Raw genomic sequence first — 12,755 nt, 5'->3', positions numbered from 1 at the left:
TCGGGGACCTTCTACATCCTCATCTGGACACTGAATCCCACGCGGAAGAGGCTCAGCCCCGTTGCGGGGAGGGGCGCGATCGCGGGGTCGGGCACGAAGCGGAACTCGGTCCCGCGCTGGCCGAAGGGGGCTTCCACGAAGGCGAAGACCTTCAGCTCGGTGATGGGCACCACCATGAAGTCCACGCGTCCGTAGAAGGAGCGGTCGAGCACGTTCGACAGGACGGTGAAGTTCAGCGTGGGCACGTAGATGCTGCGGCGGGTGAAGGACAGCTGCCCCATGGCGTAGTAGCGGCCGAAGAAGAGCGGCTGGTAGTCGTCCTGCGCGATGAGCCAGGTGAGGTATGAGCGATCCTCGTACCCCAGCGAGTTGTAGAAGCCCTCCAGCCGCAGGCCGAGCCGGTAGACATCCGCGAAGCGGAGCTGGGTGTTCACCCCCGCGCTGGCGAGCAGCTTGGGCCCGCCGAACTCCCGCGGCTCGAAGCCGTCCGCGGTGCGCTGCCAGAGGCCCACGGTGGTGTCCTGCACCAGCGCGAGCTCCGCGTTGAGATCGAACGGCCCCGCGCCCATGGACCAGTCCAGGCCGAAGCGCGGACGCCGTCCCTGCAGGAAGGCCGCGGAGGCGGCGAATTCGCTGGTGCCCACCGCCACCTCGGCGCGCACGGCGCCGCCATAGCGCAACGGATCTCCCGCCGGGCCGTTGAGGTCCGCCGTGGCGAAGAGCGAGAGGTTCGAGGACAGCGGCTCGAAGGGGATGTTCACCTTCAGCATGTCCACGCCCGTGCGCAGATCAAAAGCCTCGAGCGGCTGCGGGTTGGGGCGCTGGAGGAAGTCGGTGGGGTTCCAGATGCGCGAGCTGCCCCATTTGATCTGCTGACGTCCCAGCGTGAAGAACACGCGGCTGGCGACATCGAAGCGCAGCCACAGCTGGTCGAGGATCACCCGCGGTCCGCTCAGGCCTTGGTCCAACGGGTCATAGACGAGCCGTCCCACCACGAAGCCGCGGAAGCTGCTGCCCGGGGTGGCATCCAGGTAGAGGTCCACCAGGGCGGGGATGCTCGGCCGCATCCGCGTATCCGGGCCGAGCCGCGAGCCGGACACATAGCCCTGCTGGAGGATGCGGCCTCCCATGGCGAGGGTGGTGCGCTGCAGCGACTCGGCTTCGCGAGCGGTCTCGGAGGCGGTGGGCGCGGAGGCGAGCGTCCGGGGCTCCGCGGGCGCGGACTCGGGCCCGGCCCCGGATTCAGACTCCGATTCGGACTCGGGCTCGGAGGACTCGACGGCCGCGGGACGCAGCGACATGTCGAGCTCGCCGGAGGCCGTGCCGGAGCCGGACGAGGGTTCTGGCGTGGACGCCAGCGGCTCGGACTCCGATTCCGATTCCGATTCCGATTCCGGCTCCGGAGCGGGGGCCACGTACGTCAGGGACTTCACCCGCTTCTTCTCGAAGTTCACCAGCAGCCCGAGCCGCGCGTAGTTCAGGGCGAAGCCCCGGGGCGTGCGCTGGACTTCGTAGCAGGGGCGCTCCGGGGGCGTGTCCTCGGAGCACTCCGGCCCGTGGGTCTTCTCGAGGCTGGCGCGCGTGGGAGGGCGCTTGGGAATGACGTCGATGCGCTGGAGCAGGCCCTCGGCGTCGAGGGTGAAGAAGGCGCCGCGCGTGCCCTCGGGGGCGGCGGTCCGCTGGTAGCTCAGGACGGTTCCGCCCTTGGGCGTGGGCGTGCGGCGGGTGGGCCTTCCGAAGGAGCGCAGCACTTCCTGGCCCGTGGTGACGCCGGGACGGGCATCGCGCAGCTCCTGGGCCCCGGCCACGCAACTCCACGTCACGAGAAGCACGGCGGCCAGACGGTCGAAGGGGGAGGTCATCCGGAGCGGGGGGGCGGAAGGCGGGTGGAAGTATAGCGAGGCGCGGGCTTACGAGCGCATGGCCACACCGGCGGTGATCCACAGCAGGCCGGCGATGGCGAACGGCAGGTCATCCAGCACGTAGCCGGGGATGGATCCGAACCGCAGGCCGGAGGTGGCGATCAGCACCACGGTGAGCGGGCCCGTGACGGCGAGGAGGGTGCTTCCCCAGCGTGGCAGCACCTGCTCCCGCCGGGTGGCGAGCCCCAGCAGCACGGCGCCCGTGCAGACACCCAGCACTCCCAGTGCGGCCAGGCCGCCGATGAACCGGGGGGGCCCCAGCAGTCCCGTCAGCATCAGCACGTTGACGGTGCCCAGGGCGATGGCGAGGGCGGCCATCACCGTCGAGGCCAGTCCCAGCCGGGGGGCCCGCCCCTGGAGCCGGGCCTTCAGCCCCATCAGGCCGATGCCGAGCGCCAGGAGGGCCCCGCTGAACGCGGCGGCTCCCAGCCGCAGCAACCCCGAGTCATTCACGTCCCGGGGGCCCTCGCCCAGCTCCCGCCCGGCGAGCGCCGACGCCCCATAGAACAGCAGCCACAGGCTCCCGCCGAGCATCGCGGCGAGGCCCTCCCCTCGGGGTTGCTCGTGCTTCGAGGACAGGGCGGCGGAGGGCTGGCTCATGGGCTTCACGGATTGAGATGTTGAGAAAAAGTGGGGCTTCCCTGGTTGACAGGAAGACCTTATCCGCACGAACATCTCGATTTACACTGAGTTCACAGCTTTCTTCCAGGAGCCCCCCATGGCCGCCGAAGAGACCACTCCTGTCGCCCTTGCGTCTTCCGCTGAGTCCACCCCCGTGCAGGCCGCCGCCCCCGCCGCGGCGCCGGAGAAGCTCGACGAGCTGGAGGAGATCAACTTCCTGCTCGAGGAGATCGAGAGCAAGATCGCTCCGCTCGCGCTGGCCTGAGCGTGCGGTGAGGGATGGAAACCGGCGTGCGCTCCTACGAAGAAGCCTTCTCGGCGTACTGGCACCCCGTCGCCTTCTCGCATGAGCTGAAGGAGCGTCCCCTCCCGGCGCGGTTGCTGGGCAGGGAGCTGGTGGTGTGGCGCACGGGTCCGGGCGTGGCGGTGACGCAGCGCTATTGCGCGCACCGTGGCGCGGACCTGTCGCAGGGAGCCGTGGTGGGCCAGGGGCTGCGCTGCGGCTTCCATGGGTGGACGTACGGCCAGGATGGGCGGTGCGTCCACGTTCCCTCGCAGCCTTCCGTGCCCATTCCTCCCAGGGCCGCGGTGGCGTCATACCGGGCCACCGAGCGCTACGGCCTCATCTGGGTGTGCCTGGCCGCCGAGCCCGCGGCGCCGCTGCCCGACTGGCCCGAGCTGGAGGACGGCAGCGTGGCCACCGTCGCGCTGCCGCTGCTGGACTGGAATGTCTCGGCGGGGCGCATGCTGGAGATCGTCCTGGACGTCACGCACCTGTCCTGGGTGCACGAGGGCACCTTCGGCAATCCGGCGCAGCAGCAGGTGCCACCCTATGACGTGGAGCGGCTGCCCCACGGGGTCCGGGCGCAGATCACCTATCCCGCGCTCGCGCCGTCCATCGGGGGCGCGCCGCCCAAGGTGGATCGCACCACGCTCACGTACGAGGTGACGTACCCGTTCGCGGTGCGCCTGACCTTCAAGCCAACGCTCTTCTTCAAGCACACGGTGTATGCGATCGCTTCACCGTGGTCGGAGGAGAAGATGCAGTGCTTCTACTTCTCCTCGTACCACCCGAACCTGAAGATGTTCCCGGACATCTTCGTGAAGTCGGAGCGGGCCATCCTCGAGCAGGACCGTGTGATGGCCGAGGCCCAGCGGCCGAAGGCCCATCCACTGGACTTCTCCGGTGAGGTCCACGTGAAGGCGGATCGGCTCACCAACGAGTACCGGCGGGGTGTGATCGCGCTCCGCCTGGGCCACCCCGTGGAGGGGCCCGCTCCCGACTGAAACGGTCCGTGTGCCTCCGGGTGGGCCTCTTGGCTTTACAGCGAGGCGCTTGGTAGGGTCGTACCGCCGGGCCAATGTCTCTTTCCGCCATGCCGCTGTGGCGGAGCGCGCAGGATTCGTCTCCCCCCCAATGAATCGTCTCCAGAAAACCCTCCTCCTCTGCGCTGTGGCGCTCGCTTCGGGCTGTGACGTCTTCCGGGTCGAGGACTCGGAAGGGACGCGTGGCCGTGGCGCCAAGGCCTTCGATCCCTATTCGAGCTCGGCCTCGGGAGCCATCTCGCTGTCGCTGCTTGGCTACAACGGCTGCGCCATGCTGCCCAACGGCGAGCCGGTGGCGCTGGGCAGCTCGCTGGATCCCAGCCTCTTCAACTACCCGGCCACGTGCGAGCGGCCGGACATGGCCTTCGCTCCGGGCCCCATTCCGCCCATCCCGCCCTTCGCGCAGATGAACGTGACGCCGGGCGCGCTCTACTTCCTGCGCGAGTTCTCGGTGGTGCACTCGGTCTTCAACCAGCACACCGACTTCAACGACCGGACCGCGCCGGCGAAGTGGATCCGCAAGCAGTCGCGCTTCAAGAACCTGGACTGGAGCGGGATGACGATGAGCCGCGACGAGTGGCGCACGCTCAACAACCGCGGCCTCTTCCAGCGCGAGACGTACTTCGACAACGCCGCGTGGATGCTCTCCACCGACGACGAGTTCAAGCTGGAGGTGCTGGACGCGTCGGGCAACATCCGCGTGTCGGAGACCTACAAGCGCACGGACTTCCTCGCCGAGAACTCCACCACGGGGCGCACCCGGGTGAGCTGGATGGTGATGGGCATCGGGCGTCCCGAGTACCCGGGCGACACCACGGTCCACCTGTCCGACCTGTTCGGGCCGCCCATGCACCAGACGGTGGTGAAGGTGTCCATGGTGGGCTCCACCAACCCGTTCAAGTCCTTCCGCATGCCGGACCTGACGGGCGAGGGTGTCATCCGCATCACCTGGAGCCTGCTGCCCAACGAGCCCTTCCTCTTCCCGGTCAACTTCGTGAAGGAGCAGGAGCGGGCGCCCACCTGCTACAAGCTCGGCGCGGACGGCCTGCCCGATGACACCCAGACGGTGCCCTGTGGCTTCGGCCTGCAGCAGACGGTGAAGATCGCCCCGCCGCAGAACGGCAAGTTCCACGTGCCGGGCGAGACGGTGGACTTCCAGATCGCCCTGCTGGACGGGGACGGCAACGCGCTGCACCCGCGCGACACCCTGCCCAGCTTCAACGAGTACATGGGCGACATGTCCAACGGCCTGCTGTACTTCAACGACTCGATGCTCTTCCCGTTCCGGGACGCGAGCTCCTCGGAGGCGGGCTACAAGCTGATCGGCCCGCTGCAGGATCTGCAGGTGGTCAACGGCACGTACGAGCTGCCCTACTTCGCGTTCCCGCAGAGCAGCGAGCCGAAGTACTACCTGGATCCGGGCAGCCAGTATTACGGCGGTGGCGGTGACATCCACCCGGCCACGCGGCTGACGGTGAAGCTGCCCACGAACGCGAAGCCGGGCACCTACTCCATCATGCTCAAGGGGCACCGCTACTTCATGGGCGAGCGCCTCAACCGGCTCGACTCGTTCTTCTTCCAGGTGGGCCAGGAGCAGGCCACGACGTACCCGGGCACGGTGGGCAACTGCCAGGTGTGCCACAACGGCGTGAACTCGATGACCAACGTGCACCACGGCGTCTCGGTGGACCACGTGGAGACGTGCAAGACGTGCCACAACGACGAGTCCATCGGCTTCCTGCCGGACGCGGTGCACCGCATCCACATGGGCTCGCGCAAGTACAAGCAGGACAAGGCGGACTGCACCCTGTGCCACCTGACGCGCGAGAGCACGCTGCGGCCCAGCATCAAGTCCTGCAATGGCTGCCACCCCGGGGCGCACGGCACGGAGTACTTCGACCTGGAGTTCCAGCCGGTGCACATCACGCCGAACGCCTACGGCAACTGCGCCAACGGGTGCCACGCCCTGAAGCCGCCCACCTCGCACAACCTGCCGCGCAATTGATTGCCATGAGGACCGACATGAGGGTTTCTCACTTCCTCTCCAGCGTTCTGCTCGCCGGCTCCCTGGTGGGCTGCTCCCTGGTGCCCGAGCCCGAGCTGCCGCCGCCGCCGTCGCCGTACACGAACCTGCCGGGCCGCACGAGCACGCTCTCGGGCGTGGTGTATGACCCGGAGGCCTTCTTCTTCCTGCTGGCCAACTGGCCGTCGGATCCGGAGCACCCGGAGGACGGCGCGCCGCCCGCGCTCTACGACGGCGTGCCCTTCCTGATGTACTCGTCGGTGCCGGAGGCGGGCATCAGCGTCCTGGCTCCGGACAACAGCGTGGGAGGCCGCACGGTGGGCTCGTTCACGGGCTCCTGGCAGCTGTCGGGCGTGCCCTCCAGCAACACCGTGGCGTACACCGCGCGGGCCACTCCGCCGGAGCGGGGCGTGGTGCTCGGCGAGGGGTACATGGATCCAGAGGCGCCGCCGCCGCCCGTGACGGCTCCCGCGGGCACGTACTACCCGACCACGACCCTGCGGCCCATCGTCCCGCACTCCACGCTGTGTCAGTTGCAGGTGGCCACGATGGTGGGCGACGCCGGTGCGCTCCAGGCGGTGGCCAACACCCTGACGGACATGGGGACGCCCACGACGGTGGCGGACCTGATGAACCCGGAGAAGACGGCCGGCGTGGCGCTGCTGTGGGTCTACGCGCCCAGCTACGAGCTGGACATCTTCACGATTCCCGCCGAGGGCATCGCCGCCGAGGCCAACATGGGCAAGCTCCTCGCCATCGAGTGGGCGCCGCCGGAGGAGGGCATCCCCGGGCAGTCGCCCATGGGCTACATGGCCATTCCGGAGGACGGAGCCATCAGCTCGCTGGGCTACTACGCGGTGGTGCTGCCCCCGAAGAAGGACGTGACGGACAAGCTGCGGGTGTCGTTCATCGACACGGTGACCTCGGAGGAGGGGGACTTCCCCCGGCCGTGGGTCATCCCGCCCGTGGAACAGGACATCCGCGAGGGCGTGTCGTTCGGCCGCGTCTTCTCCTTCCCCGGTGGCGAGCCTCCCCCGGTGGACGAGACGGAAGATCCGGTGCCGTTCCCGGAGTCCAACTCGCAGTGCTATCCGGAGTGAGCCGGAGCCCTGGCGGGATGCACCGCCCGGGCTGATTCACCGCCAGGGTTGGACGTGGAGCTGGCGGAAGCGGACGGTCGGCTGCCCGAAGGAGACGGGCAGCGGGCCGTGGTCGAGCTTGCGGCAACCGCGTGTGGCGAACAGGTTCTGGTAGTCCGCGCCCACCGCGTCGATGCTCGCCAGTGCGTCCAGGCCGTTGCCGCTCAGGATGCCGGGGGACACCATGCGCCCGGCTTGTCCGTCGCGGAGCTCCTGGGCCTCGACGATGTAGAAGCTGAAGTCCCCCGACAGCAGGTTCATGTGCCGCGGCAGCAGGTGGCGCACCAGCAGCCCGTGGGGGATGTTCGCGATGAGTTCCTCGAGGTCCCCCTGGTGCGGCTCGACGCGGGTGTGCGCCATGCGGGCGAGGGGCGGGTGTTTGAAGCCCACCCGGCGGCCGTGTCCATTGGGTGTACAGCCGAGCGCCCTCGCGCTGCGAGTGTCGAGCAGGGGCGTGCCGACGTGGCCGGCGTGGAGGAGGGGGACGGGTTGGGCGGGGTGGCCCTCGTCATCGCAGGCGTAGGCGAGCGCGCCGCGGCCATCGGTCGGGTCGTCGGAGACGGAGACGAAGGGCTCGGCGACGCGCTGCCCGAGTCGGCGGGCGAGGTAGGAGCCGCCGCGTGCGACGACATCGCCCTCGAGGGGGTGGCCACACACCTCGTGGAAGAAGGAACCGGAGGCCGAGCCGGGAGGGAACACCACGGGGAGGAGTCCGGTGGGGCAGGGCACGGCCGGGGTGGTGTGCTGGAGTTGCCGGGCCATGCGCTCCACGAGGGACTCGAGCTGGGGCAGGGCGGCGCGGAGGGCCTGGCCATCGGGGTAGGCCGCGCAGCGCCACAGCTCGGCGAGGCCGCCCGGGGTGGGGTGAAACACCTTGAGCTCGAGGAGGGCATGGTGCCGCCGGTCCTCGGCATGGTGCTGCTCACCGGCGAGGAGGATGCGCTGGTCCACCTCGCGCAGGAGGACGTCCAGGTGCGAGGCGCCCGCGGCCCGGGCGGTGTCCACGAGCCGCCGGGCGACGTCGGAGAGGACGGTGGCGTCCGGTGGGGAGGGCTCGGGTTCGAGCAGAGCGCGCGCCGGGTCCAGCAGCTCGGAGGGCAGGGCGCCGGGAGGGAGCGGACCTCCGGCCACTTCCGTCCAGAGCTGCTCCAGACCTTCGGGGACATCGCGGCGGACGGCGTAGCCGCGCTCGCAGACGGGAGCGAGCACGCGCAGTCCCGAGCGCTGGTGGACGACCTCGGTGACCTCGCGCCGCTCGACGAACCAGTCCCGCAAGATGAAGCGCCTCCTCTCTGCTTTCTAACCCCCTTCAGTCAGGTCCGAGAAGCGTGGCCAATTACCCCGCGCCAATTACCCCGCGCCAATTACCCCGCGCCCTCCGGGAGAGGGACGGGGTGAGGGTGCCACGGATCCCGGGTTGAACCCCATGCCCACACCGCGGGCCACGGGTTGAAGAACGGGCCCGGATACCCTCACCCCCACCCTCTCCCGGAGGGCGAGGGAGCGAGCGGGCCACCGTGTAGGGCATGATGTTGTCCCCGTGGAGAGAACGAGATGCCGGTGACTTCCGGTGAGGAGCGCGGTGAGAGCGGACCGAACGTATGCGCGGGCCTGGAGTTGCGCGCGCTGGCCGATGTGGCCCGATCCGCGCTGGACGCGTTCACACGAACGGAGACCCCCACGGGTGCCGAGCTCTTCCTCTCCGCGAGCCGCCGGCTGACGCTGGAGTACGAGGTGAGCACGGGCGTCTCCGTCCTCAGCCGGGGCGAGTCCGTATCGGCGGCGGCGCGGGTATGGCGGGAGGAGCGCTCCGGTTTCGCGGTGCTGCCCATCGGCGGACCCGACGACCTGGGACGCGTGCTGGCCACGGCCGCACAGCGGTTGGGCCCGAGTCCCCGCTCCATGCTTCCCCCGGTGCCGGCTCCCGCCGGGCCCGTGTCCCTGTCGCTACCAGAGCTCTCGGGCGCGCGAGCGAGGGACTCCGCGGAGCGGCTCGCTCGGGAAGTCGTGCCACCCGGCGCCGTGGTGCAGGCGGTGGTGGTCACGCAGTCGGCCGCCTGGAGCGCGCTCGTGCGGGGTGAAGACGGTCTCCTCACCGGAGTGTCCTCCCGGGAGGAGGCCTTCGTGCGCTGCGAGACCGGGCGAGGCGCCATCGTCGACGCCGTGGCCGCGCCACTCGGGGAGCCGTGGGAGCTGGAGTCCCTCCGGGGACGATTCGCGGAAGCCTTCGAGGCGCTGGAGGGCCCCACGGAGGCGGTGGACCCGGGCCTGCCGCTCGTGTTGCGGCCGGCCATCGCGGCCCCGCTCGTCGCGGCGCTGGCGTGGATGCTGCGAGGGGACGTGGTGGCCTCGACTCCCGCGCTCGCGCGCGCGGTGGGAAAGAAGCTCTTCCCCTCGGTGCTGAGCGTGGAGGACGACCCCCAGCACCCGCGCGGGACGCAGCGGCGGAGCACCGATGACGAGGGCATTCCCACGCGCCCCCTGCGGCTCATCGAGGAGGGACGGCTGCGGGGCTTCCTCCACTCGGCGGGGACGGCGGCGGGGCTCGGGGTGGAGCCGAATGGCCGGGGCCTGCGTTACGAGGGCTCACCACCCGCGCCCTCTCCGGTGAACCTCTTCGTCGTGCCGCGCGGGGACGCACTCCCCGAGCGCTACACGGAGCTGGTGGCGCGCATCGAGACGTTCACCACGATGCCGCGTCCCGGCGTGGTGGCGATGATCGCGGGAGGGTGGGAAGTCGATCAGGGCCGGCGCGTGCGCCGGATCGCGCCGGTGGAGCTGAGCCTGCCCGTGCTGGAGACGTTCCGGACGCTGCGAGGTGCCGGCTCGGACCTGGTGTTCTTCCCCACCGCCGAGGGCTGTGGCACGCCGACGCTCGTATTCCCCCCGCTGTGGAGAGGGGAATGAAGCCAGCGCGGCTCAGCGGCGGGCGCGAGGAGGCTCACAGCGCCGCACCGCGCGCCAGCGCACCAGGTCATCGAGCAGCGCGCGGAAGGCCTTGCGGCTGAAGGCGCGTGCCGTGAGCCGGGAGAAGAAGGCGTCCTCGAGTGCCTCCATACTCTGGGGCTTTCCACTGTCGAGGGCGGTGAGGAGCCGCTCGAGCCGGCGGCGCACGGTGGGGGACGGGGAGAGGACGGTGGAGTGGCCATGGGCGGACACCATCCACTGGCCGCCGGGCAGCGGGACGCCGACGATGGGGCGCGAGGGCTCGGCGCGGATCCACTCCTTCGAGGAGAGGGGCGGCTCGGTGGCCACGGGTGGAGTGCCCTCCATGGTGCCACCGGTGAGGAAGCGGACCCACTCGGCGGTGCGCTCGCGCTCGACGGTGAGCACGTGGCGCCGCTGGCTCTGCTGCTGGAGGGACTTGCGCAGCGATGCGGGAAGCTTCCAGCCGGGCCCGCGAGGCAGCTCGGTGGGGCGCAGCCGCTCGGGCCACTGGCCGCCCACGGGTCCCATCTGGGCGAAGAACGGGGAGCGGAAGCTCACCCCGAGCGAGGCGCTGACGGCGAGTCCCTCGGAGGGCTCGGCGCGGTGCCAGTAGGAGGCGGGCCAGTACATCAAATCCCCGCGCTGGCCTCGCAGCAGGGTGGCCTGGGAGAGGAGCCTCTCCTCCTCGGCCTTGTCCTTGAGGACGATGCCACCCGGGCGGTGGATGAAGTCGGGATCCTTGGGGACCTCGTCGCGCTGGGAGAGCGCGTCGAAGGGCCAGAGGCTGATCGTCTTCTGGCCCTCGACGACGAAGTAGAAGACGTGCAGGTCGTCCTTGTGGATGCCGAAGGGGGTGTAGCGGTAGTTGCCGAAGAAGACGGCCGAGTCTCCGCCGCCCAGGGGCACGCCGAGCTGCTCGCGGAAGCCGGTGAGGAAGCTCTGCATCTGGAGCCAGTGGCCCCAGTGGAAGCACTGCGTGCTGTTGAGGGTGATGCCGAAGCGCTTGCCGCCGAGCCACTTGGAGATGCGGGCGATGTACCCCTCGGCATTCACGTCCTCGGGGAGGGGGAGGTGCTGGGGGGTGAGCGGGAAGACCATCGAGTAGTACGGCATCCCGTTGGGGCCGTCCTCGTGCTCGATGAAGAAGCGGAGGATGCGCAGGGGCGGGTACTCGCCGCGGTTGCAGCGCGCGCTGGCCTCGACAAGTGCCGCGAAGATTTCGTCGAGGGTGGGGAAGTGCGCCGCGAAGAGGCCCCGGTAGAGGACGGGCTCGCGGTCCCAATGCTTCCGGGCGAAGTCCTTCCAGAAGGAGCGGGGGAGCAGGAGGGACGGTTCACCGGGAGTCTGGGGCGCGGGGAGGGGAGCCAGCATCGAGGTGCGAGCTTAGCACCCGCGGGATTCGAAGGCGCCGGGGTGGGGTAGGGTGGCGCACCATGACTCCTCCCTCCACGGGTGAATACGCTCCCTCCAAACTCGAGTTGTTCCAGACGGCCCGGCGGCTGGGGAGCCTCGGGTTGATGATGCACATCTGGCGCAACCATGGAGACCTGGCGCGGGTGCGGCTGGGTGGCAATCGCTCGTTCTTCCTGGTGGTGCACCCGGCGCACGTGCGGCACATCGCGGTCACCCACCGCCAGAACTACGAGAAGGGCCCGAGCTACGACGGAGTCCGCCGGCTGATGCTCGGCGATGGGGTGCTCACGGCGGTGGGGGAGGACTGGCGCCAGCAGCGCCGGATCATGGCGCCGTTCTTCACCCCGCGCGGGGTGGAGAAGTACTACCCCGTGTTCATCGCGGACACCGCGCGCTACATCGAGCGGCTGCGGTCGGCTCCGCGCTCGGGCCAGCCCGTCGACATGTTCGACGAGATGATGCTCATCACCGCCACCGTCATCCTGCACTCGGTGTTCAGCACGGACTCGGACGAGACGCTGCTTCGCTTCAAGGACGCGGCGGAGACGCTCATCGCCTACGTGTCCAACCGCGACCGGAAGCTCATTCCGTTGCCCGAGTGGGTGCCCACTCCCGAGAACCTGCGCTACCAGCGGATGCGCCGGGCCGTGAATGAGTACATCGGCGGGCTCATCGCGAAGCGCCGCTCGCTGCCCGAGGGCCAGTGGCCGGATGACCTGCTCACGAAGATGATGACCACGCGAGACGAGGAGTCGGGGGCCACCATGGCGGACCGGATCCTGCTCGACAACGGCATCACGCTGTTCTTCGCGGGGCACGAGACCACGGCCCGCACGCTCTCGTTCCTGTGGTACGCGCTGGCCCGGAATCCAGAGGTGGAGGCACGCCTGCACGCCGAGCTGGACGCGGTGCTGGGCGAGGCCCCGCCGGCGCTCGAGGACCTGAAGAAGCTGCCGTACACGCTCCAGGTGGTGAAGGAGGTGCTCCGGCTGTATCCGGCGGCGCCCATGTACGTACGGGACGCGGTGGCGGAGGACACGTTGGACGGAGTGCGCATTCCGGCGGGCTCGCGGATGCTGCTGTTCCCCTATGCAACCCACCGGCACGAGGGCTTCTGGGAGGAGCCGGAGCGCTTCCACCCGGACCGCTGGCTGCCCGAGCGAGAGGCGGCGCGAGATGCCCACGCCTACCATCCGTTCGCGGCGGGCCAGCGCATCTGCCTGGGGAACAACTTCTCCCTCTTCGAGACACACCTGATGACGGCCATGTTGGCGCGCCGCTTCAAGATGCGCCTGGCGCCCGGCTACCAGCTCCGGCTCGATGCCTCCGGCACGCTGGGGGCCCGGGATGGCATGCCGATGTTCATCGAGCCGCGATAGCATC

The 12,755-nt window shown here is 69.8% G+C and carries 10 protein-coding genes; 6 read left to right on the top strand and 4 right to left on the bottom strand.

The window, feature by feature from the left end; genetic code table 11:
- Window positions 1-11: 11 nt before the first annotated feature.
- Window positions 12-1,808 (bottom strand): hypothetical protein, encoded by a 1,797-nt coding sequence (locus VFZ09_RS32715; protein ID WP_329731651.1) that lies wholly within the window; start codon window positions 1,806-1,808, stop codon window positions 12-14.
- A gap of 102 nt (window positions 1,809-1,910) precedes the next feature.
- Window positions 1,911-2,522, bottom strand: a complete 612-nt coding sequence (locus tag VFZ09_RS32710; RefSeq protein WP_329731650.1) for a hypothetical protein — start codon at window positions 2,520-2,522, stop codon at window positions 1,911-1,913.
- A 118-nt stretch (window positions 2,523-2,640) separates the two neighbouring features.
- Here VFZ09_RS32710 and VFZ09_RS32705 point away from each other — a divergent pair, with 118 nt between their 5' ends.
- The 4 genes from VFZ09_RS32705 (at window position 2,641) to VFZ09_RS32690 (ending at window position 6,992) form a co-directional block, all read left to right on the top strand.
- A complete protein-coding gene (locus VFZ09_RS32705) occupies window positions 2,641-2,808 on the top strand; it encodes a Xan family putative trans-acting RiPP leader peptide (protein WP_329731649.1) in 168 nt (55 codons plus the stop codon).
- 26 nt (window positions 2,809-2,834) lie between these two features.
- Complete coding sequence (locus tag VFZ09_RS32700) at window positions 2,835-3,830, top strand: aromatic ring-hydroxylating dioxygenase subunit alpha (protein ID WP_329731648.1); 996 nt, start codon at window positions 2,835-2,837, stop codon at window positions 3,828-3,830.
- A 130-nt stretch (window positions 3,831-3,960) separates the two neighbouring features.
- A complete protein-coding gene (locus tag VFZ09_RS32695; protein ID WP_329731647.1) occupies window positions 3,961-5,874 on the top strand; it encodes a hypothetical protein in 1,914 nt (637 codons plus the stop codon).
- A gap of 17 nt (window positions 5,875-5,891) precedes the next feature.
- Window positions 5,892-6,992 (top strand): hypothetical protein, encoded by a 1,101-nt coding sequence (locus VFZ09_RS32690; protein WP_329731646.1) that lies wholly within the window; start codon window positions 5,892-5,894, stop codon window positions 6,990-6,992.
- A gap of 36 nt (window positions 6,993-7,028) precedes the next feature.
- Here VFZ09_RS32690 and VFZ09_RS32685 read toward each other — a convergent pair whose 3' ends face one another.
- Entirely contained in the window at window positions 7,029-8,306 is a 1,278-nt protein-coding gene (locus VFZ09_RS32685; protein ID WP_329731645.1) for a TldD/PmbA family protein, read from the bottom strand.
- A 279-nt stretch (window positions 8,307-8,585) separates the two neighbouring features.
- Here VFZ09_RS32685 and VFZ09_RS32680 point away from each other — a divergent pair, with 279 nt between their 5' ends.
- A complete protein-coding gene (locus VFZ09_RS32680; protein WP_329731644.1) occupies window positions 8,586-9,938 on the top strand; it encodes a metallopeptidase TldD-related protein in 1,353 nt (450 codons plus the stop codon).
- 12 nt (window positions 9,939-9,950) lie between these two features.
- Here the strand turns inward: VFZ09_RS32680 and VFZ09_RS32675 are convergent, their stop codons facing one another.
- Window positions 9,951-11,330, bottom strand: coding sequence for a hypothetical protein (locus tag VFZ09_RS32675; protein WP_329731643.1), 1,380 nt, complete (start codon window positions 11,328-11,330; stop codon window positions 9,951-9,953).
- A gap of 62 nt (window positions 11,331-11,392) precedes the next feature.
- Here VFZ09_RS32675 and VFZ09_RS32670 point away from each other — a divergent pair, with 62 nt between their 5' ends.
- Complete coding sequence (locus tag VFZ09_RS32670) at window positions 11,393-12,751, top strand: cytochrome P450 (protein ID WP_329731642.1); 1,359 nt, start codon at window positions 11,393-11,395, stop codon at window positions 12,749-12,751.
- The last annotated feature ends 4 nt before the right edge of the window (window positions 12,752-12,755 follow it).

The sequence above is a fragment of the Archangium sp. genome, from assembly GCF_036277355.1.
Classification (GTDB): domain Bacteria; phylum Myxococcota; class Myxococcia; order Myxococcales; family Myxococcaceae; genus Archangium.
The sequence above is the reverse complement of the archived record's forward strand: the minus strand, read 5'-3'. Positions and strand labels throughout refer to the sequence as shown.

Bases quoted from the DNA above. Each gene is read 5' to 3' on its own strand.
- VFZ09_RS32710 (WP_329731650.1), bottom strand. From the start codon at position 2,522: ATGAGCCAGCCCTCCGCCGCCCTGTCCTCGAAGCACGAGCAACCCCGA.
- VFZ09_RS32705 (WP_329731649.1), top strand. From the start codon at position 2,641: ATGGCCGCCGAAGAGACCACTCCTGTCGCCCTTGCGTCTTCCGCTGAG.
- VFZ09_RS32695 (WP_329731647.1), top strand. From the start codon at position 3,961: ATGAATCGTCTCCAGAAAACCCTCCTCCTCTGCGCTGTGGCGCTCGCT.
- VFZ09_RS32690 (WP_329731646.1), top strand. From the start codon at position 5,892: ATGAGGGTTTCTCACTTCCTCTCCAGCGTTCTGCTCGCCGGCTCCCTG.
- VFZ09_RS32680 (WP_329731644.1), top strand. From the start codon at position 8,586: ATGCCGGTGACTTCCGGTGAGGAGCGCGGTGAGAGCGGACCGAACGTA.
- VFZ09_RS32675 (WP_329731643.1), bottom strand. From the start codon at position 11,330: ATGCTGGCTCCCCTCCCCGCGCCCCAGACTCCCGGTGAACCGTCCCTC.
- VFZ09_RS32670 (WP_329731642.1), top strand. From the start codon at position 11,393: ATGACTCCTCCCTCCACGGGTGAATACGCTCCCTCCAAACTCGAGTTG.